39 protein-coding genes are annotated in these 26,309 nt (G+C 37.3%); all 39 read left to right on the forward strand.

All coding sequences use genetic code 11. From position 1 onward, the window contains the following. Positions 1 to 140 precede the first annotated feature (140 nt). The 39 genes from pdhA (at position 141) to E0Y80_RS13335 (ending at position 26,287) form a co-directional block, all read left to right on the forward strand. Positions 141 to 1,136 (forward strand): pyruvate dehydrogenase (acetyl-transferring) E1 component subunit alpha, encoded by a 996-nt coding sequence (gene pdhA / locus E0Y80_RS13145; protein ID WP_156308141.1) that lies wholly within the window; start codon positions 141 to 143, stop codon positions 1,134 to 1,136. A 42-nt stretch (positions 1,137 to 1,178) separates the two neighbouring features. After that, complete coding sequence (locus E0Y80_RS13150; RefSeq protein WP_156308142.1) at positions 1,179 to 2,822, forward strand: 2-oxo acid dehydrogenase subunit E2; 1,644 nt, start codon at positions 1,179 to 1,181, stop codon at positions 2,820 to 2,822. Positions 2,823 to 3,047: 225 nt separating this feature from the next. Beyond that, positions 3,048 to 4,232, forward strand: coding sequence for a serine hydrolase domain-containing protein (locus E0Y80_RS13155; protein WP_156308143.1), 1,185 nt, complete (start codon positions 3,048 to 3,050; stop codon positions 4,230 to 4,232). A gap of 19 nt (positions 4,233 to 4,251) precedes the next feature. Further along, positions 4,252 to 4,611: a CoA-binding protein gene (locus E0Y80_RS13160; RefSeq protein WP_156308144.1), complete on the forward strand. Its 360-nt coding sequence runs from the start codon at positions 4,252 to 4,254 to the stop codon at positions 4,609 to 4,611. Positions 4,612 to 4,769: 158 nt separating this feature from the next. Further along, positions 4,770 to 6,002: a glycoside hydrolase family 88 protein gene (locus tag E0Y80_RS13165; RefSeq protein ID WP_156308145.1), complete on the forward strand. Its 1,233-nt coding sequence runs from the start codon at positions 4,770 to 4,772 to the stop codon at positions 6,000 to 6,002. A 174-nt stretch (positions 6,003 to 6,176) separates the two neighbouring features. After that, positions 6,177 to 6,794 carry a 50S ribosomal protein L3 gene (gene rplC / locus E0Y80_RS13170; protein WP_156308146.1) on the forward strand — a complete coding sequence of 206 codons (618 nt, stop codon included), beginning with the start codon at positions 6,177 to 6,179 and terminating at the stop codon, positions 6,792 to 6,794. Positions 6,795 to 6,799: 5 nt separating this feature from the next. After that, positions 6,800 to 7,429, forward strand: coding sequence for a 50S ribosomal protein L4 (gene rplD / locus E0Y80_RS13175; RefSeq protein WP_156308147.1), 630 nt, complete (start codon positions 6,800 to 6,802; stop codon positions 7,427 to 7,429). Between the two features lies 1 nt (position 7,430). Then, entirely contained in the window at positions 7,431 to 7,721 is a 291-nt protein-coding gene (gene rplW / locus E0Y80_RS13180) for a 50S ribosomal protein L23 (protein WP_156308148.1), read from the forward strand. A 6-nt stretch (positions 7,722 to 7,727) separates the two neighbouring features. Next, positions 7,728 to 8,552 carry a 50S ribosomal protein L2 gene (gene rplB / locus E0Y80_RS13185; RefSeq protein ID WP_093100410.1) on the forward strand — a complete coding sequence of 275 codons (825 nt, stop codon included), beginning with the start codon at positions 7,728 to 7,730 and terminating at the stop codon, positions 8,550 to 8,552. Next, the gene (gene rpsS / locus E0Y80_RS13190; protein ID WP_002997495.1) at positions 8,552 to 8,818 is read left to right on the forward strand and encodes a 30S ribosomal protein S19; all 267 of its coding nucleotides are present in this window, start codon (positions 8,552 to 8,554) and stop codon (positions 8,816 to 8,818) included. The genes rplB and rpsS overlap by 1 nt, the downstream gene beginning before the upstream one ends. Positions 8,819 to 8,824: 6 nt before the next feature. Then, on the forward strand, positions 8,825 to 9,256 hold the full coding sequence (gene rplV / locus E0Y80_RS13195; protein ID WP_156308149.1) for a 50S ribosomal protein L22: 432 nt from the start codon (positions 8,825 to 8,827) through the stop codon (positions 9,254 to 9,256). Positions 9,257 to 9,267: 11 nt separating this feature from the next. Beyond that, a complete protein-coding gene (gene rpsC, locus E0Y80_RS13200; protein ID WP_156308150.1) occupies positions 9,268 to 10,056 on the forward strand; it encodes a 30S ribosomal protein S3 in 789 nt (262 codons plus the stop codon). Between the two features lie 53 nt (positions 10,057 to 10,109). Next, positions 10,110 to 10,532: a 50S ribosomal protein L16 gene (rplP, locus tag E0Y80_RS13205; RefSeq protein ID WP_094257903.1), complete on the forward strand. Its 423-nt coding sequence runs from the start codon at positions 10,110 to 10,112 to the stop codon at positions 10,530 to 10,532. A 91-nt stretch (positions 10,533 to 10,623) separates the two neighbouring features. Next, positions 10,624 to 10,842 (forward strand): 50S ribosomal protein L29, encoded by a 219-nt coding sequence (gene rpmC / locus E0Y80_RS13210; RefSeq protein ID WP_156308151.1) that lies wholly within the window; start codon positions 10,624 to 10,626, stop codon positions 10,840 to 10,842. A 13-nt stretch (positions 10,843 to 10,855) separates the two neighbouring features. Further along, entirely contained in the window at positions 10,856 to 11,110 is a 255-nt protein-coding gene (gene rpsQ / locus E0Y80_RS13215) for a 30S ribosomal protein S17 (protein WP_013665010.1), read from the forward strand. Between the two features lies 1 nt (position 11,111). After that, on the forward strand, positions 11,112 to 11,480 hold the full coding sequence (gene rplN / locus E0Y80_RS13220) for a 50S ribosomal protein L14 (protein ID WP_037498951.1): 369 nt from the start codon (positions 11,112 to 11,114) through the stop codon (positions 11,478 to 11,480). Positions 11,481 to 11,482: 2 nt separating this feature from the next. Next, positions 11,483 to 11,827: a 50S ribosomal protein L24 gene (gene rplX / locus E0Y80_RS13225; RefSeq protein WP_156308152.1), complete on the forward strand. Its 345-nt coding sequence runs from the start codon at positions 11,483 to 11,485 to the stop codon at positions 11,825 to 11,827. Then, positions 11,827 to 12,396 (forward strand): 50S ribosomal protein L5, encoded by a 570-nt coding sequence (gene rplE / locus E0Y80_RS13230; protein ID WP_099370338.1) that lies wholly within the window; start codon positions 11,827 to 11,829, stop codon positions 12,394 to 12,396. Before rplX ends, rplE begins: the two co-directional genes overlap by 1 nt. Further along, the gene (gene rpsN / locus E0Y80_RS13235) at positions 12,389 to 12,658 is read left to right on the forward strand and encodes a 30S ribosomal protein S14 (protein ID WP_156308153.1); all 270 of its coding nucleotides are present in this window, start codon (positions 12,389 to 12,391) and stop codon (positions 12,656 to 12,658) included. Before rplE ends, rpsN begins: the two co-directional genes overlap by 8 nt. Before the next feature lie 140 nt (positions 12,659 to 12,798). Beyond that, on the forward strand, positions 12,799 to 13,197 hold the full coding sequence (gene rpsH / locus E0Y80_RS13240) for a 30S ribosomal protein S8 (RefSeq protein WP_099365470.1): 399 nt from the start codon (positions 12,799 to 12,801) through the stop codon (positions 13,195 to 13,197). Positions 13,198 to 13,215: 18 nt separating this feature from the next. After that, positions 13,216 to 13,770 (forward strand): 50S ribosomal protein L6, encoded by a 555-nt coding sequence (rplF, locus tag E0Y80_RS13245; RefSeq protein WP_156308154.1) that lies wholly within the window; start codon positions 13,216 to 13,218, stop codon positions 13,768 to 13,770. Between the two features lie 5 nt (positions 13,771 to 13,775). After that, on the forward strand, positions 13,776 to 14,129 hold the full coding sequence (rplR, locus tag E0Y80_RS13250; protein ID WP_156308155.1) for a 50S ribosomal protein L18: 354 nt from the start codon (positions 13,776 to 13,778) through the stop codon (positions 14,127 to 14,129). Positions 14,130 to 14,141: 12 nt separating this feature from the next. After that, the gene (gene rpsE, locus E0Y80_RS13255) at positions 14,142 to 14,660 is read left to right on the forward strand and encodes a 30S ribosomal protein S5 (RefSeq protein WP_093100392.1); all 519 of its coding nucleotides are present in this window, start codon (positions 14,142 to 14,144) and stop codon (positions 14,658 to 14,660) included. Between the two features lie 4 nt (positions 14,661 to 14,664). Then, positions 14,665 to 14,844: a 50S ribosomal protein L30 gene (rpmD, locus tag E0Y80_RS13260; protein WP_156308156.1), complete on the forward strand. Its 180-nt coding sequence runs from the start codon at positions 14,665 to 14,667 to the stop codon at positions 14,842 to 14,844. A gap of 110 nt (positions 14,845 to 14,954) precedes the next feature. Further along, positions 14,955 to 15,401, forward strand: coding sequence for a 50S ribosomal protein L15 (gene rplO, locus E0Y80_RS13265; RefSeq protein WP_156308157.1), 447 nt, complete (start codon positions 14,955 to 14,957; stop codon positions 15,399 to 15,401). A 6-nt stretch (positions 15,402 to 15,407) separates the two neighbouring features. Then, positions 15,408 to 16,754 (forward strand): preprotein translocase subunit SecY, encoded by a 1,347-nt coding sequence (gene secY, locus E0Y80_RS13270; protein ID WP_156308158.1) that lies wholly within the window; start codon positions 15,408 to 15,410, stop codon positions 16,752 to 16,754. Positions 16,755 to 16,760: 6 nt separating this feature from the next. Beyond that, entirely contained in the window at positions 16,761 to 17,543 is a 783-nt protein-coding gene (gene map, locus E0Y80_RS13275) for a type I methionyl aminopeptidase (protein WP_156308159.1), read from the forward strand. 73 nt (positions 17,544 to 17,616) lie between these two features. After that, positions 17,617 to 17,835, forward strand: a complete 219-nt coding sequence (infA, locus tag E0Y80_RS13280; protein WP_021071231.1) for a translation initiation factor IF-1 — start codon at positions 17,617 to 17,619, stop codon at positions 17,833 to 17,835. Positions 17,836 to 17,877: 42 nt separating this feature from the next. Then, positions 17,878 to 17,994: a type B 50S ribosomal protein L36 gene (gene ykgO / locus E0Y80_RS13285; RefSeq protein WP_013665024.1), complete on the forward strand. Its 117-nt coding sequence runs from the start codon at positions 17,878 to 17,880 to the stop codon at positions 17,992 to 17,994. Between the two features lie 27 nt (positions 17,995 to 18,021). Then, the gene (gene rpsM / locus E0Y80_RS13290; RefSeq protein ID WP_094257893.1) at positions 18,022 to 18,399 is read left to right on the forward strand and encodes a 30S ribosomal protein S13; all 378 of its coding nucleotides are present in this window, start codon (positions 18,022 to 18,024) and stop codon (positions 18,397 to 18,399) included. 10 nt (positions 18,400 to 18,409) lie between these two features. Then, entirely contained in the window at positions 18,410 to 18,799 is a 390-nt protein-coding gene (rpsK, locus tag E0Y80_RS13295; RefSeq protein WP_099370343.1) for a 30S ribosomal protein S11, read from the forward strand. 65 nt (positions 18,800 to 18,864) lie between these two features. Continuing rightward, the gene (rpsD, locus tag E0Y80_RS13300; protein WP_156308160.1) at positions 18,865 to 19,473 is read left to right on the forward strand and encodes a 30S ribosomal protein S4; all 609 of its coding nucleotides are present in this window, start codon (positions 18,865 to 18,867) and stop codon (positions 19,471 to 19,473) included. Between the two features lie 76 nt (positions 19,474 to 19,549). Then, positions 19,550 to 20,542: a DNA-directed RNA polymerase subunit alpha gene (locus E0Y80_RS13305; RefSeq protein ID WP_156308161.1), complete on the forward strand. Its 993-nt coding sequence runs from the start codon at positions 19,550 to 19,552 to the stop codon at positions 20,540 to 20,542. Between the two features lie 97 nt (positions 20,543 to 20,639). Beyond that, a complete protein-coding gene (gene rplQ / locus E0Y80_RS21005; protein WP_156308162.1) occupies positions 20,640 to 21,371 on the forward strand; it encodes a 50S ribosomal protein L17 in 732 nt (243 codons plus the stop codon). Between the two features lie 133 nt (positions 21,372 to 21,504). Continuing rightward, positions 21,505 to 22,638, forward strand: coding sequence for an aspartate aminotransferase family protein (locus E0Y80_RS13315; RefSeq protein WP_156308163.1), 1,134 nt, complete (start codon positions 21,505 to 21,507; stop codon positions 22,636 to 22,638). A gap of 17 nt (positions 22,639 to 22,655) precedes the next feature. After that, entirely contained in the window at positions 22,656 to 23,621 is a 966-nt protein-coding gene (locus E0Y80_RS13320) for a Rossmann-fold NAD(P)-binding domain-containing protein (RefSeq protein ID WP_156308164.1), read from the forward strand. An 8-nt stretch (positions 23,622 to 23,629) separates the two neighbouring features. Continuing rightward, a complete protein-coding gene (gene argB / locus E0Y80_RS13325) occupies positions 23,630 to 24,418 on the forward strand; it encodes an acetylglutamate kinase (RefSeq protein WP_156308165.1) in 789 nt (262 codons plus the stop codon). 11 nt (positions 24,419 to 24,429) lie between these two features. Further along, positions 24,430 to 25,230 carry a pyrroline-5-carboxylate reductase gene (gene proC, locus E0Y80_RS13330; protein ID WP_156308166.1) on the forward strand — a complete coding sequence of 267 codons (801 nt, stop codon included), beginning with the start codon at positions 24,430 to 24,432 and terminating at the stop codon, positions 25,228 to 25,230. Then, the gene (locus E0Y80_RS13335; protein ID WP_156308252.1) at positions 25,223 to 26,287 is read left to right on the forward strand and encodes a M20 family metallo-hydrolase; all 1,065 of its coding nucleotides are present in this window, start codon (positions 25,223 to 25,225) and stop codon (positions 26,285 to 26,287) included. The genes proC and E0Y80_RS13335 overlap by 8 nt, the downstream gene beginning before the upstream one ends. Positions 26,288 to 26,309 lie beyond the last annotated feature (22 nt).

A 26,309-nucleotide genomic window follows, 5' to 3' on the forward strand; every position in this document is an offset into this window, starting at 1 on the left:
AAATTGGTTTGTGGGTAGTTAGGGTGTTTTTTTGACACAATAGACAGAAAACAGTGAAATGTAACCTAAAATTTATCAGAAATCTCGTTAATATTGATTAAATTTGTAGTCAGTTTAGTAAAGAAATTCAATACTTAGAAATGAGTTCAACACCTATAACAAAAGAAACCTACCTGGAGTGGTATGAATCCATGCTGCTCATGCGCAAATTTGAAGAGAAATCTGGGCAGCTTTATGGACAGCAAAAGATTCGTGGATTTTGTCACTTATACATTGGTCAAGAGGCAGTAGTTGCTGGAACGATGTCTGTGATTAAGCCTGCGGATTCATTAATTACAGCATATCGTGATCACGCTCATGCCTTAGCAAAAGGAGTATCAGCGGATGCATGTATGGCTGAATTGTTTGGTAAAGCAACAGGATGTTCAAAGGGTAAAGGTGGATCGATGCACTTTTTCTCTAAGGAGCATAAATTTATGGGAGGACATGGTATCGTTGGAGGTCAGATTCCTTTAGGCGCGGGTATTGCATTCGCGGAGAAGTATTTAGGAACTGACAATGTAAACATTTGTTACATGGGTGATGGAGCTGTTCGTCAAGGAGCATTTAACGAAACCTTAAATATGGCGATGTTATGGAAGCTACCTGTAATCTTTGTTTGTGAGAACAATGGTTATGCTATGGGTACTTCGGTTCAGCGTACAACGAATATGATCGACATCTATAAGATGGGTCTTGGTTTTGATATGCCAAGTGCTGCAGTAGATGGTATGGATGTTGTTGCTGTTCACAATGCAATGGATGAGGCGGTTCAACGTGCACGTGCAGGTGAAGGTCCTACATTTTTGGAAATTCGTACATATCGTTATAAAGGACACTCGATGTCAGATCCAGCTAAATACCGTACAAAGGAAGAGTTGGAAGAATATAAAGAAAGAGATCCAATTGTTGCTGTAAAGCATGCTATTGTTGAGAATAAATATGCCGATCAAGCATGGTTTGATGAGGTTGAGGCTAAGGTTAAGAAAATTGTTGATGATTCAGTTAAATTTGCTGAGGAGTCACCTTATCCAGATGCGTCTGAAATCTATAAAGATATTTATGTACAAGAGGACTATCCTTTTGTCATGGATTAATAAATGATAATTACTTTAACTAAAATAGAACAATCCTAAACGATGGCTGAAGTAGTAAAAATGCCTAAGATGAGCGACACGATGACTGAAGGAGTGATCGCAAAATGGCACAAAAAAGTTGGTGATAAAGTAAATTCAGGAGACCTTATTGCAGAGGTTGAAACTGATAAAGCGACAATGGACTTTGAATCTTATCAAGAAGGTACATTGTTATATATTGGTCCCAAAGAAGGAGATGCGGTACCTGTTGATTCAGTGATTGCGGTGTTAGGAGATGAGGGTGAAGACTATGAAGCTTTATTAAAAGGCGAATCATCCGGTTCTGAGAAGAAAGAAGAACCAAAAGCAGAGGTAAAAGAAGAGAAAGCTGAAGAAACAACTTCAGAGGACTCGGGAAGTAATGTAAGTGCGGAGGATTTAGGTGTAACCGTTATTACTATGCCTCTATTGAGTGATACGATGACGGAAGGTGTTATTGCTCAATGGAATTTTAAAGTTGGAGATACCATTAAGTCTGATGATGCGATTGCAGACGTTGAGACTGATAAAGCAACAATGGAAGTAACTGCATATGCAGATGGTACTTTATTATACATTGGTGTTGAAGCTGGCCAAGCTGCGAAAGTTAATGATATTATTGCGATCGTAGGTCCTGCAGGAACAGATGTTACTCCGTTGTTAAATCAGAAGGCTTCTTCTGGAACGAAAGCTAAACCTGAGCCTAAACAAGAAGAATCAAAGGCAGTTGTACAAGAGAGTAAATCTGACGCACCTGTTGCTGCTTCAACTTCTAGTGATTCTAGAGTTAAGGCTTCCCCACTTGCAAAGAAAATTGCAAAGGAAAAGGGAATTGATTTAAGTCAGGTTAAAGGTTCTGCTGAAAATGGAAGAATTGTAAGAAAAGACGTTGAGAACTTTAAACCGGAGGCAGCTCCTGCGGCAGCAGCGGCTAAACCTGCAGAAACAGATTCTAAAACTATAAGTTTACCTCAATTCGTAGGTGAAGAACGTTTCACAGAGAAACCAGTTAACCAAATGCGCAAAACAATTGCACGCAGATTGTCTGAGTCATTGTTTACAGCACCACACTTCTATTTGACTATTAGTGTTGATATGGATAATGCTATGGCAGCTCGTGCTCAAATTAATGAGGTTGCACCTGTTAAAGTTTCATTCAATGACATCGTTGTAAAAGCGGTTGCAGTAGCATTGAAACAACATCCAAATGTTAACTCATCATGGTTAGGGGATAAGATCCGTTATAATGAGCATACAAATGTTGGGGTTGCGATGGCTGTTGAAGACGGTTTATTGGTTCCAGTTGTTCGTTTTGCTGATGGTAAATCATTATCTCACATATCCGCAGAGGTTAAGGATTTTGCTCAAAAAGCGAAAGCCAAGAAATTACAACCATCTGATTGGGAAGGATCAACTTTTACAGTTTCAAATCTTGGTATGTTTGGTATCGATGAATTTACATCTATTATCAACTCACCAGACGGGGCTATATTATCTGTAGGTGCTATTCAACAGGTTCCTGTTGTTAAAAATGGCGCTGTGGTTCCAGGTAATGTTATGAAATTAACATTAGGATGTGATCACCGTGTAGTTGACGGTGCAACTGGTGCACAATTCTTACAGACATTAAAAGGATTAATTGAAGCTCCAATTCGCTTATTAGCATAATTGGTAGTTTTAAAATATGGAAAAGGTCGCAATTCGCGACCTTTTTTGTTTTTATGTTTTTAGGATTGTATATCGACTTTCAAGATAAGGAGAATTGAATGATTAAAATGTAACTATTCTTTTATCAAAAGAAAGCTAAAATTTATTGTATTTTGTCACAATATATAGTAATTTGTCTTCATTGCGAATTATGTCAAGCATACTTAAAAAAATTAGTTTAGAAGCGTGTCAATTAAAAATTTATTAGTAGTATTTGGATTGGGAACAATAACACTGTTCTCTTGTTCTTCGCCAGAAGCAAAACAAAAAGAAATTAAGATAGACCAGGCAAAACAGGACAGTGTTGCTCTGGTTTATGATTCAACGCAAGCAGACAAGCAAATTGATGCTTTCATGCAAAATCTTCATAAGAAATCCGCATTTAATGGGAATGTTCTAGTTGCAAAAAAAGGGAAGATATTGTATCAAAACTCTTTTGGTTGGGCAGATTATTTATTAAAAGATAGTCTTAATATTAACTCTCAATTTGAGTTAGCATCAGCATCGAAACCAATAACAGCGCTTGGTGTATTGAAATTGGTGCAGGAGGGGAAGTTGAAGCTGGAGAATACGGTTAATGATTTTTACCCGAATTTTCCTTATCCCGGAATTACGATCGCTCAATTGCTTTCCCATCGTTCAGGATTGCCTAATTATGTATACTTTTCAGAAGAAGCCTGGCCGGATCGAAAGAAACCTATGTCCAACCAAGATGCTATGAATCTATTGATAGAAAAGCATCCCAATCGATATGGAGCACCAGATGGAAGATTTCATTATAATAATTCAAACTTTATGGTGCTGGCTTCCATCGTAGAGAAAGTGACAGGAAAAGATTTTGCGGTCTATATGAAGGAAAATATTTTTGATCCTGCTGGTATGAAAAACACAGCCGTTTATTCGACTGCAGTTTATGAAAAGACACCTTCTAATGTTATGGGGCATGATAAAGTATGGAGAAGATCGGTTGTAAGGAACTATTTGGATGGTCCTGTAGGGGATAAAGGAATTTATAGTACAGTTCAAGACATGTATTTATTAGATAGAGCTGTACGAGGGGGTAGAATCGTCAATGAGGCGGTTTTGGATTCAATGTACATGCCAAGGAGTGATGCTAAACGAAGTTTATTTAGTTATGGATATGGTTGGAGAACTTTCAGCCCCCCAGAAAATCCGATTGTTTATCACACAGGATGGTGGCACGGATTCAAGAGTTTGTATATACGTGATTTAAAGAATGATATAACCATTGTGTTATTAACAAATATGGCGAATGGAAGTTTGAATCATTTGGATGATTTGTATAAAATCTTAGAAATGCCTATTTTGAGACAAAATGCATATAATGCAAATGGAGATTTAGTTAATTAAGTAAACCTAATAACAACATATGAAAAAGACCTTGATTTTAGGTGCGAGTACCAATCCGGCAAGATATTCGTATTTGGTAGCCAATAAATTGGTGAGAAAAGGACATCCAATTGTAAATGTTGGGCGTAAGACTGGTAAAGTTGCTGGGGTAGAGATCGAGCCTGCAGAGGAAATTCATACAGATATAGATACAATGACTTTGTATGTAGGGCCACAGAATCAACCTCAGTATTATGATTATATTTTAAAGACAAAGCCAAAGCGTTTGATTTTTAATCCAGGAGCTGAGAATCCAGAACTAGCTGAACAAGCTCGTGAAAATGGAATTGAAGTTGTGGAAGCATGTACCTTAGTTATGCTTAATACAGGTCAATTTTAAAAATTGATATAAAATAGAAAGGGACAATGCTAAACATTGTCCTTTTTTTATGGAGTTAATTTTAGCTCTGAATGAAAACGTTATCGTAATTTAATGACCCGTTTTTGTAATTATAATTCCTATTTTGCTGATACCTAATTCAATCTAAAAAAAATTCTATGAAAACGATATTCACAACATTAGCCATCTGTATGTTCGTCTTACAGATTTCCCAAGCGCAGAAGAACAATTTAAAATTGTCGAATGATTTTATTAATAATCAATTGAAAGCCTCGGCAGAGCAATACAAGACATTGATTAATGAGGTTCCTGATGGTAAATTTCCAAAGACATTTGAAAATGGTGAACAGAAATATTCGAATTCTTCATGGTGGTGTTCAGGGTTTTATCCTGGAACTGTTCTGTATTTGTCAGAAGCTACAAATGACCAAGGATTAAAGCAAATTGGATTAGATAAGCTAAAAGATTTGGAGCAAGAGCAATATAATAAAGGTACACATGATTTAGGTTTTATGTTGTTCTGCAGTTTTGGGAATGCCCTTCGTTTAACAGGTGACAGTTCCAAGTATGAGCCTATTCTAAAAACTGGAGCTGAATCATTAATAAGTAGATTTAATCCAACGACAAAGACAATTCGATCATGGGACCACAATGTGTGGAAATTCCCGGTCATTATTGATAATATGATGAATTTGGAGTTTTTGATGCAACTTTCAAAAACGACAGGCAATAAGAAGTATTCCGATATTGCAATAACACATGCTAATACGACCCTTAAGAATCATTTCAGGGATGATTATAGTACATATCATGTGATTGATTATGATCCAAACAATGGTAGAGTTTTAGCAAGACAGACTGCCCAAGGTGCTGCAGATGAATCAGCATGGGCTCGGGGTCAGGCTTGGGGGCTATATGGATATACGATGATGTATAGGGAGACGAAAGATAAAGCATATTTAAATCAGGCTATAAAAATAGCTAACTTCATGTTGAACAGTCCTAATATGCCGAAGGATTTAATTCCATATTGGGATTTTGACAAGGATAAAATTCCTTCAGATAGTAAGACATATTCAAGGAGAGATTTAAGAGATGCTTCAGCCGCAGCTATTACTGCGTCAGCACTATTAGAACTTTCACAGTATACAAAAGGAAAAGAGTCTTCTAAGTATCTTACAAGTGCGGAAATTATTCTTACAAATCTATCTTCCAGTGAATATTTTTCCTCAAAAGGTGAGAACGGGGGGTATTTGCTAAAGCATAGCGTAGGAGCATTGCCATTAAATTCTGAGGTCGATGTGCCGTTGACCTATGCGGATTATTATTATGTTGAGGCTTTATTGAGATATAAGCGAATGTTGGATGGCGAATCGGTGATAAAAATATAAATTAATTAAAATGAGAGGCATGAATAAAAAATTCATGCCATTATTTTTAAAAATAATTGACTAACTATTTGATAGTTATAAAATTGTTTGTACTTTTGCAGTCCCTAAATGGGGAATTGTGTCTTGAGCGAAGCCCTACTGCTTCGATGGACGTTTAATTAATTAATTTATAACATGTCAGGAATTATTGGTAAAAAAGTAGGAATGACCAGCCTGTTCAATGCTGAAGGGAAGAATATCCCTTGTACAGTAATCGAGGCTGGGCCGTGCGTGGTTACGCAGATACGTACGGAAGAGAAGGATGGTTATTCGGCAGTTCAACTTGGCTTTGATGATGCTAAGGAAAAGAACACGACAGATCCTTTGAAAGGACATTTTGCAAAAGCAGGAGTTAGTCCTAAGCGTAAACTAGTTGAATTCAAAACTTTCACAGATGAGAAGCAACTAGGAGACATCGTTGATGTTACTTTATTTGAAGAAGGCGAGTACGTAGATGTAGTTGGTACTTCGAAAGGTAAAGGATTTCAAGGTGTAATGAAGCGTCATGGCTTTGGTGGTGTAGGAGGTGCGACACACGGTCAGCACAACAGACTACGTGCACCGGGTTCATTAGGAGCTTCATCATGGCCTTCAAGAGTATTCAAAGGAATGCGCATGGCAGGTCGTACAGGTGGCGAGCGAGTAAAAGTTCAGAATTTACAGATTTTGAAAGTTTACCCTGAACAAAACCTAATCGTTGTTAGTGGTTCCGTACCAGGAGCTAAAGGTTCATATGTAATCGTAGACAAATAGTAGAGATGGAAGTTAAAGTATTAAATTTATCAGGAAAAGAAACAGGTGCCAAGGTGCAACTTCCTGAGTCGGTATTCGGTGTAACACCTAGTGACCACGCTATCTATTTGGATGTGAAACAATACTTAGCGAACCAACGCCAAGGAACACACAAATCAAAACAACGTAACGAGATCGCGGGTTCAACTCGTAAATTACACAAACAAAAAGGTACAGGTGGTGCTCGTGCGGGCTCTATCAAATCTCCATTGTTTAATGGTGGTGGTCGTGTATTCGGTCCACAGCCACGTGACTATAGCTTTAAATTGAACAAAAAATTGAAGCAATTAGCACGTAAATCAGCATTGTCATACAAAGCACAAGAGAACAATGTATTGGTATTAGACGAAGTTAACTTCGATACAATCAAAACAAAGAACTATTTGGCTTTGATAAATGCGTTAAATGTAGCTGACGAAAAGACTTTATTAGTATTGCCAGCATACAATAACAATGTTTATTTATCAAGCAGAAACTTGAAGAAAGCAAAAGTTATCGTAGCATCAGATTTAAATACATATGATGTATTGAACGCTACGAAATTATTGTTAACTGCAGATTCTGTTAAAACTTTGGAGGAAGCATTCGCTAAGTAATATGGAGATTATTAAAAAACCTATTTTAACTGAGAAAGCTTCGATATTAACGGAGAAATTAAACCGTTATGCTTTCAAAGTAGATCATAGAGCTAACAAGATTCAGATCAAAAATGCTGTTGAGCAAATGTTTGGAGTTACTGTAGTTGCAGTTAACACAGCAGTTGTTGCGGGTAAGGCAAAGAGCCGTTACACGAAAGCAGGATTTGTTTCAGGAAGAAGCCCTAAATATAAAAAGGCCATCATTACAGTTAAAGATGGTGAAACTATTGACTTTTACAGTACACTATAATAAGAAATGGCAGTTAAAAGATTCAAACCGGTTACCCCTGGTACACGCTTCAGAGTAGGTGCTGATTATTCAGACGTTACAACAAACGTTCCTGAGAAATCATTAGTAGTTAGCATCAAGAAGTCAGGTGGTCGTAATAACTCCGGTAAAATGACTATGCGTTACATCGGTGGGGGACATAAAAAATCATACCGATTAATAGATTTCAAACGCGATAAAAAAGATATCCCTGCGAAAGTAGCAACTATCGAGTACGATCCGAATCGTACAGCACGTATTGCATTATTGCATTATGCGGATGGTGAGAAACGTTACATTATTGCTCCAGCTGGTTTAACAGTAGGACAAACAGTAATTGCAGGCGAATCAGTAGCCCCAGAAGTAGGTAATACTATGCCATTGGCTAACATTCCATTGGGTTCAATCATTCATAACATTGAATTGAATCCTGGACAAGGAGGTTCAATTGCACGTTCAGCAGGTACATATGCACAATTGTCTGCACGTGATGGTAAGTATGCTATTATTAAATTGCCATCGGGCGAGACACGTATGATTTTATTGACATGTGTTGCTACAATTGGTTCAGTTTCAAATGCTGAAAAAGCGAACCAAGTATTAGGTAAGGCAGGTCGTAAACGTTGGTTAGGTCGTCGTCCAAGAGTTCGTGGTGTTGCAATGAACCCGGTAGATCACCCTATGGGAGGTGGTGAAGGTCGTTCATCAGGTGGTCACCCACGTTCACGCACAGGTGTGTTAGCAAAAGGCTACAAAACACGCTACAAGAAGAAAACATCGAATCGTTACATCATTGAGAGAAGGAAAAAATAATGGCTCGTTCAATTAAAAAAGGTCCTTATATCGATCACAACTTAGAAAGAAAAGTTCTTTCTATGAATGAAACAAACAAGAAGTCAGTAATCAAGACTTGGTCTCGTAGATCAATGATTTCACCTGATTTTGTTGGCCATACCTTCGCAGTGCACAACGGGAATAAATTTATTCCGGTTTATGTAACAGAAAATATGGTTGGTCACAAGCTTGGTGAATTTGCGCCTACGCGTACTTTCAGAGGCCACGCAGAAAAGAAAAAATAATAGGTAATGGAAGCAACAAAAAAACTCAAAAAGTCTGTTTTAATTAAGCAGCGCAAAGAGCAGGAAAAAGCTCAAGTAGGAGGAGCTTCTACTGCCAAGTTATTGAATTGCCCTACTTCACCACGCAAAATGCGTTTAGTAGTGGATCTTATCCGCGGGCAGAAAGTAGAAAACGCACTTTACATTCTTAAACATTCAGGTAAAGAAGCATCCATTCGCGTTGAGAAATTATTATTATCAGCGATTAAGAATTGGGAAGCTAAAAACGAAGGTTCTTCAGTAGAAGACGGAGGATTGTTTGTAAAAGAAGTATCTGTAGGTGGCGGTCGTCAATTAAAGAGATTACGTCCAGCACCACAAGGACGTGGCTACAGAATTCGTAAGCGTTCTAACCACGTAACTTTGGTAGTAGATAGTTTTAATAACGTAAACAACTAATTATATTAAGAATGGGACAAAAAGCAAATCCAATAGGTAGCAGATTAGGAATCATCAAAGGATGGGATTCTAATTGGTTCGGAGGCAACAACTATTCTGATAAGTTAGTTGAGGACGAAAAAATCAGAAAATATCTTTCTGTACGTATCGCAAAAGGCGGTGTAGCAAAAGTTGTTATTGAGAGAACTTTAAAACGTATCACAGTTACAATCCACACAGCACGTCCAGGTATCGTAATTGGTAAAGGTGGTCAAGAAGTTGATAAGATCAAAGAAGAGTTAAAGAAATTAACTAAGAAGGATGTTCAGATCAACATTTTTGAGATCAAACGCCCAGAATTAGACGCGAAACTAGTTGCAGAAGGTATTGCTAAGCAATTAGAGGCACGTATTTCATTCCGTCGTGCAATGAAGACTGCTATCGCATCTACAATGCGTATGGGTGCTGAAGGTATCAAAGTAATGTGTTCAGGTCGTTTAGGCGGAGCAGAGATGGCTCGTACTGAACAGTACAAAGAAGGAAGAACTCCTTTACACACATTGCGTGCTGATATTGATTATGCATTAGCAGAAGCATTGACTACATACGGTAAGATTGGCGTAAAGGTTTGGATCTGTAAAGGAGAAGTTTACGGTAAGAGAGATTTATCTCCAAACATTGGTCAAGCATCAGGAGTAAAATCACGTGGTGGCAACGAGGGTGGTGATAACAACAACCGTCGTGACAACCGTGGTGGTCGCGGAGGAAACAACCGTGGCGGAAACCGTCGTGATAACAACCGTGGTGGTAAAAGAGATTAATTAACAACAAGATTAAGATTATCTGTTTAAGACAGATTTAAAAAAATACGAACATGTTACAGCCAAAAAGAACGAAGTTCAGAAAGATGCAGAAAGGCCGTATGAAGGGTAATGCCACTCGTGGAGCGGAATTAGCTTTCGGATCTTTCGGTATCAAATCAATGGAACCAGCATGGATCACAAGCCGTCAGATTGAGGCAGCTCGTATTGCGGTAACACGTTATATGAAGCGTGAAGGTCAAGTTTGGATCCGCATTTTCCCTGACAAACCTGTTACGAAGAAGCCTGCAGAGGTACGTATGGGTAAAGGTAAGGGAGCTCCAGAATATTGGGTAGCGGTAGTGCGCCCAGGCCGTATGTTATTTGAAGCAGAAGGCGTTCCATTGGAAATCGCTAAAGAAGCATTGCGCTTAGCTGCACAAAAATTACCGGTTCAAACGAAATTTGTGATTCGTAGAGACTACGTTGAAGCATAATAATCGTCGGTAATATCAAGAGTTTAGCCTTACTGCCGTTACCAGTAAGGCGACCAATAACTCGAGACAACCCGGCACAACAAATTGAAAAATGAAAAATTCAGAAATCGTAGAATTATCAACTGAGGATTTAACAGCTCGTCTTGTCGAAGAACAAGCTGCCTTGAACAAATTGAAATTTGCACACGCTGTTTCAGCTATTGAGAATCCAAACGTGATCAAAGCAGCTCGCAGAACTATCGCTCGTATCTCTACAGAGATTTCAAAGCGTAATAATGCAGCAAAATCTGAAACAGCCTCTGAGGCATAAAATTTAAGTCGAAATGGAAAGAAATTTAAGAAAAACAAGAATCGGCTTAGTAGTTAGCAACAAGATGGACAAATCTATCGTAGTGGCTGTTGAGCGTAAAGTAAAACACCCTATTTACGGTAAATTCGTTAAGAAAACTACTAAATTTAAAGCTCATGACGAACAAAATACCTGCGGTATCGGCGATACGGTATTAATTATGGAAACTCGTCCGCTGAGTAAAACTAAGAACTGGAGATTAGTAGAAATTTTAGAAAGGGCTAAATAAGATGGTACAACAGGAATCAAGACTAAATGTAGCTGACAATAGCGGTGCTAAAGAAGTTTTAGTAATCCGTGTATTGGGCGGTACGCGTAAGCGTTATGCATCAATCGGTGATAAAATCGTTGTTACCGTAAAGAGCGCTATCCCTTCAGGAAACGTGAAAAAAGGATCAGTTTCAAAAGCAGTAGTAGTACGTACGAAGAAAGAAATCCGTCGTAAAGATGGTTCATACATTCGTTTCGACGACAACGCTGCGGTATTATTAAATAACAATGATGAACCACGTGGAACACGTATTTTTGGCCCAGTTGCTAGAGAGTTACGTGAGAAACAGTTCATGAAGATTGTATCACTAGCACCGGAGGTTTTATAATTATGGCAAAGAATACAAACAAAACTACTCACAAGATCAAGATCAAAAAAGGTGATCTAGTGAAAGTTATCGCTGGTAACTCTAAAGGTGTTCAAGGTAAAGTATTACAAGTTATTATTGATACTAACAGAGCAGTAGTTGAAGGCGCTAACATTGTGAAGAAACACACTAAACCTAGCGCAGCAAACCCTAATGGTGGAATCATCGAGAAGGAAGCTGCAATCAACATCTCTAATTTATCTTTAATTGATCCAAAAACGGGTAATCCTACACGTGTTGGACGTAAAGTTAATGCAGATGGTAAAATAGTTCGTTACGCAAAAAAATCAGGGGAGGAAATTAAATAATGACTTACGTTCCAAGATTAAAAGCGAAATATGCGGAAGAAATCCGTACAGCGCTTAAGGAAAAATTCCAGTATAAGAGCGTTATGCAAGTTCCTAAGCTGGAGAAAATCGTTGTATCTCAAGGTATTGGTGCAGCAACAGCTGACAAGAAATTAATTGATAACTCAATCACTGAGTTAACAACAATTACTGGTCAACAAGCAGTTCCAACAAAATCTAAAAAGGATATTTCGAACTTCAAATTGCGTAAAGGTATGCCTATTGGTGCACGTGTTACTTTACGTGACAACAATATGTATGAATTCTTAGATCGTTTAATCGCGGTTTCTTTACCACGTATTCGTGACTTCCGTGGAATCAACGATAAAGGATTTGACGGACATGGTAACTACAACTTAGGTATTACTGAACAAATTATCTTCCCAGAGATCAACATTGACAAGATCAACAAGATCCAAGGTATGGATATTACTTTCGTAACTTCAGCTAAGAATGATATCGAAGCTTTAGAATTATTGAAACAATTCGGTTTACCATTCAAAAACCAAAATTCGAATAACAATGGCTAAAGAAGGATTAAAAGCACGCGAAGTTAAGCGTCAAAAATTAGTTGCTAAATTTGCGGAGAAACGTGCTGCTTTGAAAGCTGCAGGTGACTACGAAGCACTAGATAAATTACCAAAGAATGCATCACCGGTGAGATTACACAATCGTTGTAAATTAACTGGTCGTCCAAAAGGATATATGCGTCAATTCGGTATCTCACGTGTAACATTCCGTGAGATGGCATTAGACGGAAAAATCCCGGGAGTGAAAAAAGCTTCTTGGTAATCAAAAAAATATAATTACTTTTGCCCGGATAAACCACGAACAGTGGTTTATCGGGTTTTTTTTGCATTGCAATATTTTAACCGATAAAAGGTCTATGGCTTCGGTTAGTCATGGAAACCATTATCATAATTTTATACATAATGAATACAGATCCAATAGCGGATTACCTTACCCGAGTAAGGAATGCCATCAAGGCCAACCACAGGGTTGTTGAAATTCCTGCATCGAACCTTAAAAAAGAAATTACAAAAGTTCTTTTCGACAAAGGTTACATTGCTAATTACAAATTTATTGAAGAAGGTCCTCAAGGTTCAATCAAGATTGCTTTGAAATACCATCCAATTAGCAAAGTACCGGCTATTCGCACATTGACACGTGTGAGTAAACCTGGTTTAAGAAAGTATGCAAGTGTTGACAACTTACCTCGTGTATTAAACGGTTTAGGAATTGCGATTTTGTCTACTTCGAAAGGAGTAATGTCAGACAAAGAAGCTGCCGTACAAAACGTTGGTGGAGAGGTTTTATGTTACATTTATTAATCTAGGAAAAAGCACAGAATGTCAAGAATTGGAAAAGCGCCTATCGCTATACCATCAGGTGTATCGGTAACAGTTTCAGATAAGAATCTGGTAACTGTTAAAGGCCCTAAAGGTGAATTAACACAACAAATTGATCGCGACATTACCGTTAAAGAAGAAGACGGTAACATCGTAGTATCTCGTTCAACAGAACAAAAAAAGCACAAAGCATTACATGGCTTATACCGCGCCTTATTGCAAAATATGGTTGTAGGTGTAACTGAAGGATACAAAACTACTCAAGAATTAGTGGGTGTGGGTTACCGTGCTTCAAACACAGGTAATACGCTAGAGTTAACTTTAGGTTTCTCTCACCAGATTGTATTCGTATTGCCACAGGAAATTAAAGTAACAACAACTGCTGATAAAGGTAAAAATCCTACGATCACTTTAGAATCAATCGACAAACAATTGATCGGACAAGTAGCGGCTAAAATCCGTAGCTTCCGTAAGCCAGAGCCATACAAAGGTAAAGGTATCAAGTTTGCAGGTGAAGTATTAAGAAGAAAAGCAGGTAAATCAGCTAAAAAATAATAACCATGGCAGGAATTAAATCAACTCGCAGAGAGCGAATCAAAAAAGGAATTAGAAAACACCTGGCTGGATCAACTGAACGTCCTCGTTTGACGGTTTTTAGAAGCAACAAAGGAATCTACGCACAGGTTATCGACGATACTACAGGTAAAACATTAGCTTCAGCATCAACTTTATCAAAGGAATTTGCTGAATCAGGAAACAAAGTAGATCAATCGAAAGCAGTAGGTAAATTAATTGCTGAGAAAGCGGTTGCAGCAGGAATTAGCAAAGTAGTTTTTGACCGTAATGGGTACTTATACCATGGCCGTATCAAATCATTGGCTGAAGGTGCTCGCGAAGGCGGTTTAGACTTTTAATTAAAGAAAAAAATGGCATTAAGCAATATTAAAAGAGTAAAATCAAGCGAAATTGAATTAAAAGATCGCTTAGTAAGCATCCAGCGCGTAGCCAAGGTAACCAAAGGTGGTCGTACCTTCAGTTTTTCAGCTATTGTAGTAGTTGGAGATGAGAACGGAATCGTAGGATACGGATTAGGAAAAGCTAAAGAAGTAACTGAAGCTATTACTAAAGGTATCGATGATGCAAAGAAAAACTTAGTAAAAGTTCCTATTATCAAAGGTACAGTACCTCATGAGCAATACGGTAAATATTCAGGTGGTTCAGTTTTAATTAAACCAGCTGTAAGTGGTACCGGAGTATTAGCAGGTGGTGCTATGCGTGCGGTATTGGAGTCTGCAGGCATTACAGACGTATTAGCGAAATCATTAGGTTCGTCAAACCCACACAACGTGGTTAAGGCAACGATTGATGCATTAGCTAATATGCGTGACGCTTATACAGTAGCACAAACACGTGGTGTCGATTTAAACAAAGTATTTAACGGTTAATATCATGGCAAAAATTAAAATCACCCAGATAAAGAGCGTTATCGACAGAAGCGAGCGCCAAAAGAAAACTATCGAAGCATTAGGATTGAAAAAGATCAATCATTCGGTAGAAGTTGAAGCTACACCAGCAATCATTGGTATGGTTCGTAAAGTGAACCATTTAGTAGCTGTAGAAACTATTTAATAAGAATAGATGGAAAGGATGCTCACTTCCTTTCCATTCTTTGTTAATAAATTTATGGAATGCTAAGGCCTGTTTAGTGAGAGCGAAGGCGTAGCACAATTTGATTAAAAATGAACTTAAGTAATCTAAAACCAGCAGCTGGTTCAATTAAAACTAAAAAACGTATTGGTCGTGGTCAAGGATCAGGTCGTGGTGGTACATCAACACGTGGTCACAAAGGAGCAGGATCTCGTTCAGGTCACTCAACTAAGATTGGTTTCGAAGGTGGTCAAATGCCTTTGCAACGTCGTGTGCCTAAGTTTGGTTTTAAAAACATCAATCGTGTAGAATATGTAGGTGTGAACCTTGATGTTTTACAATCGATCGTTGATAAATACAGCTTAACAACTGTTGATTTCGATACTTTAAAAGAACACGGATTAGTTTCAAAAAATGACCTTATCAAAATTTTAGGTCGTGGTGAGTTAACCGCTAAAGTAGAAGTAAAGGCCCATGCATTTTCAGCTTCAGCTCAAAAAGCTATCGAAGCAGCAGGTGGTTCTATCGTTAAATTGTAATAATACATGAAGAAACTAATCACAACCTTAACCAATATATGGAAGATAGAAGAATTGCGTAATCGTATTCTTAATACGTTGCTATTTCTTTTAATTTACCGCATTGGATGTCACGTGGTTTTACCAGGTGTCAATCCAGAAGCATTGGTAGTAAACAGAGAAGGTGGTAATGACATCATGAACTTGATTAATATGTTTGCAGGGGGTTCATTCTCTCGCGCAGCTATTTTCGCTCTTGGTGTAATGCCTTATATCTCGGCATCTATCGTAGTACAGTTATTGGGGATTGCTGTTCCTGCTTTTCAAAAAATGCAGAAAGAAGGTGAATCTGGCCGTAAGAAAATGAACAATATTACTCGTTACTTAACCGTAGCGATTACTTTGGTTCAAGCAGTAGCTTATGTTAAGACTCAAATCAGTCCTGAAGCGAAGACTCTTGCGGATCCATTATTTTCTATTCTTTCAGCAGTAGTTTTGACTGCGGGTACATTGTTTGTGATGTGGCTAGGTGAAAAGATTACCGATAAAGGAATTGGTAATGGTATTTCATTAATCATTATGGCTGGTATTATTGCTCAGCTTCCTGCAGGTATTACTGCAGAGTGGGCATCAAGAATGAGCCCAAGTGGTGGTGGTCCTATTCCATTGTTATTGGAGTTTGTAGCATTGTTCTTCGTAGTGATCTTCACGATTTTAGTTGTTCAAGGTGTTCGTAAGATCCCTGTACAATACGCTAAGAAGATTGTAGGCAACAAACAGATCGGTGGTGTGCGTCAATACATTCCTTTAAAGGTAAATGCGGCGGGTGTAATGCCAATCATTTTCGCTCAGGCGATTATGTTTTTACCGATGTCGTTGACACAGTTCTTCCCAAATGTTCAATCAGACTTCTTGAATTCGTTGAGTAACTATACTTCTGTTACGTATAATGTTGTATTTGCTTTATTGATTATTGCATTTACATTCTTTTATACTGCGATTATGGTGAACCCTCAACAGATGTCTGAGGACATGAAGAAAAACGGTGGTTTTATTCCGGGTATTAAGCCTGGTTATGAGACCAATTTGTTTATCGACAACGTAATATCACATATTACCTTCCCTGGTGCAGTATTTGTGGCGATCATTGCGATCATGCCGGCAATTGCTACATTGTTTGGAGTAAACAATCAATTTGCACATTTCTATGGTGGTACATCTCTATTAATTTTAGTAGGTGTTGTATTGGATACGATTCAGCAAATTGAAAGTCATTTGTTAATGCGTCATTATGATGGATTGATGAAAACTGGCCGTGTAAAAGGTAGAAGCACTGCGACTACAGTTGAAGGCTATGATCAATCCGCATTATAATTTTGAATGTCTAAAGTATATTATAAAACAGCAGAAGAAATTGAGCAAGTGCGAGAGTCAGCAAATGTACTCTCGCAATTACTTGCTGAAATTGCAGGTTTGGTTAAACCGGGTATTACCACTTTGTCACTAGATAAATTCGCTTTTGACTTTATTAAAGATCATAATGGTACGCCAGCTTTTTTAAACTACCAAGGATTTCCTTACTCACTATGTATTTCTGTCAATGACCAGGTTGTTCATGGATTTCCTAGTGACTATGTTTTAAAAGATGGGGATATCGTAACGGTTGATGGAGGAGTAAATCTTAATGGTTTTATCAGCGATTCTGCTTATACTTTCGCTGTTGGAGAGATTTCTGAAGAGGCAAAGCAATTGTTAGAAGTAACGAAAGCTTCACTTCAAGCAGGAGTTGAACAAGCAATCGCGGGCAAACGCGTTGGAGATATTTCAGCTGCAGTTCAAGAGTACGTGACACCATATAATTATGGAATTGTTCGTGAACTAGTTGGACATGGAGTTGGATTTCATTTGCATGAGAAACCTGAAGTTCCGAATTACGGAAGACGTGGTTCAGGACCTAAGTTAGAAGAAGGATTGATAATTTGTATTGAACCGATGATCAATGCTGGAAAAGCAGGGGTTAAGTTTTGGGATGATGGTTGGACGGTAAGCACAGTTGATGGCAAGCTTTCAGCACATTTTGAACAAATGGTAGCAATTAGAAAAGGCAGTCCGGATGTGCTATTAAATTTCGATGCAATAGAGAAAGTTTTAAATAAAAAGTAGTTGGTTTTCAATTATTTTATTTATCTTTGCACTCCTGTTTGCGGGTTTAACATAATTTAAAACAACAGATTATATGGCTAAACAAGCCTCGATTGAGCAAGACGGCATAATCAAAGAAGCGCTTTCAAATGCGATGTTTCGCGTTGAATTGGAGAATGGGCATGAGATTATTGCGCATATCTCTGGTAAGATGCGGATGCATTATATCAAAATATTACCAGGTGACAAAGTTAAGTTAGAAATGTCACCATATGATTTAACAAAAGGAAGAATTACATACCGCTATAAATAAACGTAAGTTTCTTCAATAAATAGCTTTTAAAAATTTACTGTAATGAAAGTTAGAGCATCAATAAAAAAACGTAGTGCGGATTGTAAGATTATCCGTCGTAAAGGAAAAGTATTTGTAATCAATAAAAAGAACCCTAAGTTCAAACAACGTCAGGGTTAATTTTAACATAATCGCTTAAAATATTATATGGCAAGGATCTCAGGTATAGATTTACCTAAAAACAAAAGAGGCATCATTGGCCTTACCTATATTTTTGGTATTGGTCGTTCTACTGCTGCTTATATCTTAGAGAAAGCAGGCATCAGTCAAGATGTTAAAGTTCAAGAATGGAATGATGATCAATTAGCAGCTATCCGTACAATCATCAATGATGAGATTAAGGTAGAAGGAGCTTTACGTTCAGAGGTTCAATTGAACATTAAACGTTTAATGGATATTGGTTGTTACCGTGGATTACGCCACCGTAAGCACCTTCCAGTTCGTGGACAACGTACTAAGAATAACTCTCGTACGAGAAAAGGTAAACGTAAGACAGTTGCAAACAAGAAAAAAGCTACTAAATAATAAGTAAGAAATGGCTAAAAGTAAAAAAGTTACTAAAAAACGTATCGTAGTTATCGAGCCTGTTGGACAAGCTCATATCAACGCTACTTTTAACAACATTATCGTAACTTTGACTAACAATCAAGGTCAAACAATTTCATGGTCATCAGCTGGTAAAATGGGCTTTAAAGGTTCTAAAAAGAACACTCCATATGCTGCATCACAAGCTGCTAACGACTGTGGAAAAGTTGCACATGACCTAGGATTACGTAAAGTTGAAGTTTTCGTTAAAGGTCCGGGTGCTGGACGTGAGTCGGCAATCCGTTCATTGCAGACAATTGGTATCGACGTAACTACAATCAAGGATATTACTCCACTTCCTCACAACGGTTGTCGTCCTCCAAAACGCAGAAGAGTTTAATAACAATTTGTTTAAGATAAGATTCATCAGTTATAGGCTGATAGATACTTCAAACAGAATAAGAAATGGCAAGATATACAGGACCTAAGTCCAAAATAGCTCGTAAATTTAGAGAGCCAATTTTCGGCCCAGATAAGGCATTAGAAAAAAAGAATTATCCTCCTGGTCAACATGGACCATCAAAAAGAAGAGGAAAACAATCTGAATACGCAATTCAGTTGTTAGAAAAGCAAAAAGCAAAATACACTTATGGTGTATTAGAGCGTCAATTCGCTAACTTATTTGCTAAGGCAGCAGCAAAACAAGGTGTTACTGGTGAAAACTTCTTGAAATTATTAGAAGCTCGTTTAGATAATATCGTATACCGTTTAGGAATAGCTCCTACACGTTCATCTGCTCGTCAATTAGTTTCGCATAAGCACATTACTGTTAACGGTCAAGTTGTTAACATTCCATCATACAGTATCCGTCCAGGAGATGTTATTGCAGTACGTGAGCGTTCTCAATCATTAGAAGCGATCGCTACTTCAGTAGCTGGAAGAAAAATCAATAAATTCAGCTGGTTGGATTGGGATGCAGATAAATTACAAGGAACGTTTGTTAACTTCCCTGAGAGATCTGATATTCCAGAAAACATTAAAGAGAACTTAATTGTAGAGTTGTACTCTAAATAATAATTAATAACAACATGCATTGCATAGATGCGTGTTGTTGTTTTCATAAATAGTAAATAAACTTAAAAGAACATAAATGGCAATTTTAGCATTTCAAAGACCGGATAAAGTTATCATGCAAAAATCGACTGATTTTGATGGTACCTTTGAATTTCGTCCACTAGAGCCAGGTTTTGGAGTTACTATTGGTAATGCTTTGCGCCGTATTTTATTGTCCTCTTTAGAAGGATATGCAATTACGTCGATAAGATTTTCAGGAGTGTCGCACGAATTCTCTACGATTAAAGGAGTAGTAGAAGACGTTACTGAGATCATCTTAAACTTGAAACAAGTACGTTTTAAGAAATCAGGTGAGCAAGGCGATAGCGAGAAGATCTTTGTGGTTATCAATGGTCAAGATCAATTTACAGCTGGTGATATTACGAAGTTTTCCAATAATTTTACTGTATTGAATCCTGATTTGGTCATCTGTAATATGGATAGTTCAGTAACTGTTGAAGTTGAATTATCTGTTGCAAAAGGCCGTGGATATGTGAATGCAGAGGAAAATAAAGTGGTAGACGGTCCTGTTGGAGTTATTGCGATTGATTCAATCTACACTCCAATTAAGAATGTAAAATATACCATTGAAAACTATCGTGTAGAACAAAAGACTGACTATGAGAAATTATTGTTAGATATTTCTACTGATGGTTCTATTCATCCAGAAGATGCTTTGAAAGAAGCAGCTAAGATTTTGATCCAACACTTCATGTTATTCTCTGATGAGAACATGTTGTTAGAGTCTCAAACTAAAGAAGAAACTAAAGTGGTTGATGAAGAAATTTTACACATGCGTAAAATCTTAAAAACTGAATTAGTTGATTTAGATCTTTCAGTTCGTGCATTGAACTGTTTGAAAGCTGCAGATATTCGTACCTTGGCTGAATTAGTAACATACGATGTAGCTGATATGTTGAAATTCCGCAACTTTGGTAAAAAATCATTGAGCGAAATTCAAGAGTTAGTGAAATCTAAAGGTTTATCGTTTGGTATGAACCTGTCTAAATACAAATTGGACGAAGAATAATAATAAATTAATATAAGCGACCTGCTGCGTAATTCCTCCGAAGTATATGGATTACCATTCGTAGAAAAAGAACGGTACGCACAAAATCAAATTAAAAATGAGACACGGAAAAAAAGTAAATCACTTAGGCCGCACTGACAGTCACCGTAAGGCTATGTTAGCTAATATGGCGACTTCATTGATCAAACACAAGCGTATTACTACTACATTAGCAAAAGCTAAAGCATTACGTATTTATGTTGAGCCTTTGATTACAAAATCTAAAAACGACACGACTCACTCTCGTCGTACGGTATTCGCTTACTTGAAAGACAAAGATGCTGTTTCTATCTTGTTCCGCGAGATTTCAGAAAAAGTAGCATCTCGTCCAGGAGGTTACACTCGTATCATTAAATTAGAGAACCGTTTGGGTGACAACGCAGAAATGGCATTTATCGAGTTAGTTGATTACAACGAAATCTACGGTAAAACTGCTCAAGCTGAGAAGAAAACTACTCGACGTCGTGGTTCTGCTAAAAAGAAAGCTACTTCAACTACTGAATCAAAAGAGGCCAAAGCTACTAAAGCTGGTGATGATTTAACAATTGTTGAAGGTATCGGACCTAAGATTGCAGAAGTATTAGCAACTGCTGGTATTGCAACTTACGCTGATTTAGCTAAAACTGATGCTGAGAAAGTTAAAGAAATCTTAACTGAAGCTGGTTCTAACTATAACACTGCAGATCCAACTACTTGGGCTGAACAAGCGCAATTAGCTGCTGATGGTAAATTTGAAGAACTAGAAAAACTTAAAGCCGAATTAGACGGTGGTAAAAAAGTTGATGAATAATCTTTAAACGAATCATAGAAAAGTCCTCTTATACAAGAGGACTTTTTTATTTTATACCGTTTTAAAGTGAGTTCTGCTATTTAATTATTTGTACATTTGACTAAACTAAACTTTAGCATATTTTTATCGTTTCATGGAACTATTTAATGTATATCCTGTTACTCCCATCAATATCGTAAAAGCTCAAGGCTCTACGGTTTGGGATGAACAAGGAAATGAGTATTTGGATTTGTATGGTGGACATGCCGTTATTTCAATCGGGCACACCCATCCTCATTATGTAAAGAGTGTTTCTGATCAATTGAATAAAATTGGTTTTTATTCTAATTCAATTTTGATTCCAATTCAACAACACTTAGCCTCTCAATTGGGTGAAGTGTCAGGAAAATTAGATTATACATTATTCTTATGCAATTCTGGTGCTGAAGCAAATGAGAATGCTTTAAAGCTAGCTTCATTTCATACTGGTCGTAAGAAAATAATTGCTTTTAGTAAATCATTCCACGGTCGGACCTCATTAGCTGTAGCTGCAACTGATAACCCTTCAATTATTGCTCCAGTCAATGAAACTGATAATGTTGTTTTTCTTCCATTCAATGATGAAGATTCGCTACAAAAGGCTTTTTCGGAATATGGCGAAGAAATAGCTGCCGTCATTATTGAAGGTATTCAAGGTGTTGGAGGTATTCGTGAGGCATCAATCCCATTTCTAAAATTAATACGTAACCTGTGTGATCAGTTTGGTGCAATTTTCATAGCCGATTCTGTACAATGCGGTTATGGACGTACTGGCGATTTTTATTCTCATGATTTTGCCGGCGTTAATGCTGATATTTATTCTATGGCAAAAGGTATGGGTAATGGATTCCCTATAGGAGGTATTTCAATCTCACCTAAATTTAAACCATCATTTGGTTTGTTAGGTACTACTTTTGGGGGAAATCATTTAGCTTGTGCAGCTGCTGTTTCTGTCTTGGATATTATAAAAAAAGACAATTTGATGGATAATGCCTCTAAAGTTGGTGATTACCTAATTTCTGAATTGAAGAAATTCGATAAAGTCATGGAAGTTAGAGGAAGAGGTTTAATGATAGGTATTGAGTTGCCTGCCGAATTGGCCAACGTTAAAAAGGATTTACTATTAAAAAACAGAATCTTTACCGGTGAGGCAAAACCTAATGTTATACGCTTATTGCCTGCATTAAATATAACCAAAGAGATCGCTGATCAATTTTTAACAGCTTTCGATGAAAGATTGAAAGCTTAAAAGATAATATAGATTAAATGAAAAAATTTTTCTCCGTTGCTGATGTGGATAATCTAAAAAGTATTGTTGACGAAGCATTAGACATAAAATCAAAACCTTATGCAAATGAGGCTTTAGGAAAACACAAGATGCTTGGATTAGTTTTTCTTAATCCAAGTTTAAGAACTCGTTTAAGTACGCAGAAGGCTGGAATGAACCTAGGAATGAATGTGATGGTCATGAATATGGATAAAGATGGCTGGGCATTGGAAACTCGAGACGGGGTAATCATGAATGGAACTACCGTTGAGCATATTCGAGAAGCTGCAGCAGTGATGGGAGAGTACTGTGATATTTTAGGATTGCGTTCATTTCCAACACTTAAGGATAAGGTTGCTGATTATTCCGAGGATTTGTTTAATAAGTTTATTAACTATTGTGGAGTACCTGTCGTTTCATTGGAAAGTGCAACTCGACATCCACTTCAAAGTTTAACAGACTTAATTACTATTACAGAATATAAAAAGAAAGATAAGCCAAAGGTTGTCTTAGCTTGGGCTCCTCACGTTAAGGCTTTACCTCAGGCAGTGCCTAATTCGTTCTCAGAATGGATGTGTCGTGCTCAAGAAGAGGGATTAGTTGATTTTACGATAGCTCAGCCTGCTGGATACGAATTGTCGGAAGATTTTACACAAGGTGCAAATATTACAACGGATCTTGATGCAGCATTACAGGATGCTGATTTTGTATATGTTAAGAACTGGTCTTCATTTAAAGAATATGGAGAGGTATATCCTGTGAATGAAAATTGGTTATTAGACAATGAGAAGTTAAAATTGACTAATGATGCAAAAGTAATGCACTGCCTTCCTGTCCGTCGTGACTTAGAACTTTCCTCTGAGATATTGGATGGTCCAAATTCATTAGTTATAAAAGAGGCAAGTAATAGAGTTTGGGCAGCGCAAGTGGTGTTGAAAAGAATGTTGGAGGATCTGAAGTCTTAAAAAATAGCATGTCGGTATTAAATATTATTAAAATAGGAGGGAATGTTATTGATAATCCTGATCAATTAGAAGCATTCTTAGAAAAATTCTCTTCATTACCAGGAAGGAAAATACTGGTTCATGGCGGTGGAAAAATTGCAACACGTATTGCAACAGATATGGGCATTGAAGCCAAGATGGTGGAAGGCCGCCGTATTACTGACAGAGCAATGTTGGATGTAGTGACTATGGTATATGCTGGATTGACTAATAAAAATATTGTTGCCGCACTACAAAAATATGATTGTAATGCCATCGGTTTATGTGGTGCTGATGCTAATGTTATCAAAGCCGTTAAAAGACCGGTAAAGGAAATTGATTATGGTTTTGTTGGTGATATCCTTGCTGATTCAATAGACTCTTTAGCTATTAAAAAATTACTTGAAGCTGAGTTTACACCTGTTTTTTCAGCTATAACTCATAATGGAAATGGACAACTATTAAATACCAATGCAGATACCATCGCATCTTCATTGGCAGTTGCTCTTTCCAAATTATATGAAGTATCATTAATATATTGCTTTGATAAAAACGGAGTGTTGTTGGATGTTAACAATGATAATTCCGTTATTGAAACGATCAAATCTTCTGAATTTGAAAGATTGAAGGAAAGTAAAACCATTCATGATGGGATGATTCCTAAATTATTTAATGCGTTTGATGCCATTTCAAAAGGTGTAAGCAATGTTTACATTGGCCACGCAAATAATTTACATCTTTTTCAGCAGAGGAAGTTTGGTACTTGTTTGATTGCCTAAACTTAAATAAAATGAATAAGATAACAATTATTGGGGGAGGAAATATTGGGTTGTCATTGGCTAACGGCTTAGTGAAATCTAACTATTGTTCATCTGCAGAAATAACAATTACGCGCAGGAACTTATCCTCTTTGACACTGGAAAAGGAAAAGGGATATGTGGTCAGTGATTCAAATTCAGAAGCTGTAATTGGCGCTGAATTTATAGTTCTAGCCATTTTGCCTCAACAAATCAAGAAGGTAATGGATGAATTAACTCCAGTGCTGACTCCAAGTCAAACTATTATTTCTGTTGTGTCTGGTGTTTCATGCCAAGATATAAAAGATGTATTAGGCCAAGATAAAATTGTTGTCAGAGCTATGCCTAATACAGCCATAGCAATTGGACAATCCATGACTTGTATTGCTACTGATAATGCTCCAGAAGAGAAAGTTGAGGAAGTATCAGTAATCTTTGAATCTGTAGGTTCGGTTGTGGTAATCAATGAGGATTTGATGACCTCGGCGACCGCTTTGTGTGCATGTGGAATTGCTTTCTTTTTAAGAAGTATTCGTGCAGCCTCTCAGGGTGGAGTGGAAATAGGGTTTCATGCACATGATGCTTTAAAAATGGCGATTCAGACGGCAAAAGGAGCTGCAGATTTATTGCTGCAAATGCAAAGTCATCCTGAAAGTGAAATAGACAAGGTTACTTCCCCTAAAGGTTGTACAATTGCTGGATTGAATGAAATGGAACACAATGGTTTCAGCTCTGCATTCATCAAGGGAATTAAACTATCAGCAAAAAAAGCAGGAGGTTTATATAATGACTAAAATTGAGCTATTAATTGAGGAAAGTATTTCCTTGTTGAAGGATTTGATTCGTACTCCATCTTTTAGTCGAGAGGAAGATCAAACAGCTCAAATAATAAAAGAGTTTTTTTTAAAGCATGATATTAATATCGAAAGAATAGGAAATAATATCATTGCTTACAATAAATATCCGGATGAAAAAAAACCTTTTATCCTATTAAATTCTCACCACGACACTGTCAAGCCAAATCCGGGTTATACAAAAGATCCATTTTTGCCCATTGAAGAAAATGGAAAATTATTTGGATTAGGGAGTAATGATGCTGGAGGATGTTTGGTTTCTTTGATTGCAGCATTTCGATACTTTTATAATCATGAAGATCTTCCTTTTAATCTTTGCTTAGTTGCTTCCTCGGAAGAAGAAATTTCAGGGAGAGGGGGCTTGGAAGAAGCATATAAGCATATCAAACCATGTGATTTTGCAATTATTGGTGAACCTACCTTGTTAAATTTAGCAGTTGCTGAAAAAGGATTGATGGTACTAGACTGTGAATCACTTGGAATATCAGGACATGCTGCTCGTGAAGAGGGAGAAAACGCAATTTATAATGCTATTCAGGATATTAATTGGTTCAGAACCTACGAATTTCCCAAAAAATCTGAATTTTTAGGCCCTGTAAAGATGAGTGTGACAATAATTGAAGCAGGATCTCAGCATAATGTGGTGCCAGCCAGCTGCAAATTTGTTGTTGACGTCAGGACAACCGATGTTTATAGTAATTTAGAGGTTTTAGAAATTATTAGGGGACATGTGAAATCTACTGTTGAACCTCGTTCAACTCGATTGAACCCCTCGTCAATATCTATTGAACATCCAATTGTAAAATCTGGAATAGCATTAGGAAAACAACTATATGGGAGCCCTACGATGAGTGATCAGGCGATATTAAGTATTCCATCGATAAAAACAGGTCCGGGTGACTCAGCAAGATCCCATTCTGCTGACGAATTTATCTATGTGAAAGAAATTCGTGATGGAATTCGATATTATATCGATCTTTTAGAAGGGATAATGTAGAAATTAATGAAAATATTATAAA

Source organism: Sphingobacterium endophyticum (genome assembly GCF_009733535.1).
Classification (GTDB): Bacteria; Bacteroidota; Bacteroidia; order Sphingobacteriales; family Sphingobacteriaceae; genus Sphingobacterium; species Sphingobacterium endophyticum.

What these genes read in the sequence shown, in the direction of transcription:
- pdhA (WP_156308141.1), top strand. Translation starts at nt 141, where the DNA reads ATGAGTTCAACACCTATAACAAAAGAAACCTACCTGGAGTGGTATGAA.
- E0Y80_RS13150 (WP_156308142.1), top strand. Translation starts at nt 1,179, where the DNA reads ATGGCTGAAGTAGTAAAAATGCCTAAGATGAGCGACACGATGACTGAA.
- E0Y80_RS13160 (WP_156308144.1), top strand. Translation starts at nt 4,252, where the DNA reads ATGAAAAAGACCTTGATTTTAGGTGCGAGTACCAATCCGGCAAGATAT.
- E0Y80_RS13165 (WP_156308145.1), top strand. Translation starts at nt 4,770, where the DNA reads ATGAAAACGATATTCACAACATTAGCCATCTGTATGTTCGTCTTACAG.
- rplC (WP_156308146.1), top strand. Translation starts at nt 6,177, where the DNA reads ATGTCAGGAATTATTGGTAAAAAAGTAGGAATGACCAGCCTGTTCAAT.
- rplD (WP_156308147.1), top strand. Translation starts at nt 6,800, where the DNA reads ATGGAAGTTAAAGTATTAAATTTATCAGGAAAAGAAACAGGTGCCAAG.
- rplW (WP_156308148.1), top strand. Translation starts at nt 7,431, where the DNA reads ATGGAGATTATTAAAAAACCTATTTTAACTGAGAAAGCTTCGATATTA.
- rplB (WP_093100410.1), top strand. Translation starts at nt 7,728, where the DNA reads ATGGCAGTTAAAAGATTCAAACCGGTTACCCCTGGTACACGCTTCAGA.
- rpsS (WP_002997495.1), top strand. Translation starts at nt 8,552, where the DNA reads ATGGCTCGTTCAATTAAAAAAGGTCCTTATATCGATCACAACTTAGAA.
- rplV (WP_156308149.1), top strand. Translation starts at nt 8,825, where the DNA reads ATGGAAGCAACAAAAAAACTCAAAAAGTCTGTTTTAATTAAGCAGCGC.
- rpsC (WP_156308150.1), top strand. Translation starts at nt 9,268, where the DNA reads ATGGGACAAAAAGCAAATCCAATAGGTAGCAGATTAGGAATCATCAAA.
- rplP (WP_094257903.1), top strand. Translation starts at nt 10,110, where the DNA reads ATGTTACAGCCAAAAAGAACGAAGTTCAGAAAGATGCAGAAAGGCCGT.
- rpmC (WP_156308151.1), top strand. Translation starts at nt 10,624, where the DNA reads ATGAAAAATTCAGAAATCGTAGAATTATCAACTGAGGATTTAACAGCT.
- rpsQ (WP_013665010.1), top strand. Translation starts at nt 10,856, where the DNA reads ATGGAAAGAAATTTAAGAAAAACAAGAATCGGCTTAGTAGTTAGCAAC.
- rplN (WP_037498951.1), top strand. Translation starts at nt 11,112, where the DNA reads ATGGTACAACAGGAATCAAGACTAAATGTAGCTGACAATAGCGGTGCT.
- rplX (WP_156308152.1), top strand. Translation starts at nt 11,483, where the DNA reads ATGGCAAAGAATACAAACAAAACTACTCACAAGATCAAGATCAAAAAA.
- rplE (WP_099370338.1), top strand. Translation starts at nt 11,827, where the DNA reads ATGACTTACGTTCCAAGATTAAAAGCGAAATATGCGGAAGAAATCCGT.
- rpsN (WP_156308153.1), top strand. Translation starts at nt 12,389, where the DNA reads ATGGCTAAAGAAGGATTAAAAGCACGCGAAGTTAAGCGTCAAAAATTA.
- rpsH (WP_099365470.1), top strand. Translation starts at nt 12,799, where the DNA reads ATGAATACAGATCCAATAGCGGATTACCTTACCCGAGTAAGGAATGCC.
- rplF (WP_156308154.1), top strand. Translation starts at nt 13,216, where the DNA reads ATGTCAAGAATTGGAAAAGCGCCTATCGCTATACCATCAGGTGTATCG.
- rplR (WP_156308155.1), top strand. Translation starts at nt 13,776, where the DNA reads ATGGCAGGAATTAAATCAACTCGCAGAGAGCGAATCAAAAAAGGAATT.
- rpsE (WP_093100392.1), top strand. Translation starts at nt 14,142, where the DNA reads ATGGCATTAAGCAATATTAAAAGAGTAAAATCAAGCGAAATTGAATTA.
- rpmD (WP_156308156.1), top strand. Translation starts at nt 14,665, where the DNA reads ATGGCAAAAATTAAAATCACCCAGATAAAGAGCGTTATCGACAGAAGC.
- rplO (WP_156308157.1), top strand. Translation starts at nt 14,955, where the DNA reads ATGAACTTAAGTAATCTAAAACCAGCAGCTGGTTCAATTAAAACTAAA.
- secY (WP_156308158.1), top strand. Translation starts at nt 15,408, where the DNA reads ATGAAGAAACTAATCACAACCTTAACCAATATATGGAAGATAGAAGAA.
- map (WP_156308159.1), top strand. Translation starts at nt 16,761, where the DNA reads ATGTCTAAAGTATATTATAAAACAGCAGAAGAAATTGAGCAAGTGCGA.
- infA (WP_021071231.1), top strand. Translation starts at nt 17,617, where the DNA reads ATGGCTAAACAAGCCTCGATTGAGCAAGACGGCATAATCAAAGAAGCG.
- ykgO (WP_013665024.1), top strand. Translation starts at nt 17,878, where the DNA reads ATGAAAGTTAGAGCATCAATAAAAAAACGTAGTGCGGATTGTAAGATT.
- rpsM (WP_094257893.1), top strand. Translation starts at nt 18,022, where the DNA reads ATGGCAAGGATCTCAGGTATAGATTTACCTAAAAACAAAAGAGGCATC.
- rpsK (WP_099370343.1), top strand. Translation starts at nt 18,410, where the DNA reads ATGGCTAAAAGTAAAAAAGTTACTAAAAAACGTATCGTAGTTATCGAG.
- rpsD (WP_156308160.1), top strand. Translation starts at nt 18,865, where the DNA reads ATGGCAAGATATACAGGACCTAAGTCCAAAATAGCTCGTAAATTTAGA.
- E0Y80_RS13305 (WP_156308161.1), top strand. Translation starts at nt 19,550, where the DNA reads ATGGCAATTTTAGCATTTCAAAGACCGGATAAAGTTATCATGCAAAAA.
- rplQ (WP_156308162.1), top strand. Translation starts at nt 20,640, where the DNA reads ATGAGACACGGAAAAAAAGTAAATCACTTAGGCCGCACTGACAGTCAC.
- E0Y80_RS13315 (WP_156308163.1), top strand. Translation starts at nt 21,505, where the DNA reads ATGGAACTATTTAATGTATATCCTGTTACTCCCATCAATATCGTAAAA.
- E0Y80_RS13320 (WP_156308164.1), top strand. Translation starts at nt 22,656, where the DNA reads ATGAAAAAATTTTTCTCCGTTGCTGATGTGGATAATCTAAAAAGTATT.
- argB (WP_156308165.1), top strand. Translation starts at nt 23,630, where the DNA reads ATGTCGGTATTAAATATTATTAAAATAGGAGGGAATGTTATTGATAAT.
- proC (WP_156308166.1), top strand. Translation starts at nt 24,430, where the DNA reads ATGAATAAGATAACAATTATTGGGGGAGGAAATATTGGGTTGTCATTG.
- E0Y80_RS13335 (WP_156308252.1), top strand. Translation starts at nt 25,223, where the DNA reads ATGACTAAAATTGAGCTATTAATTGAGGAAAGTATTTCCTTGTTGAAG.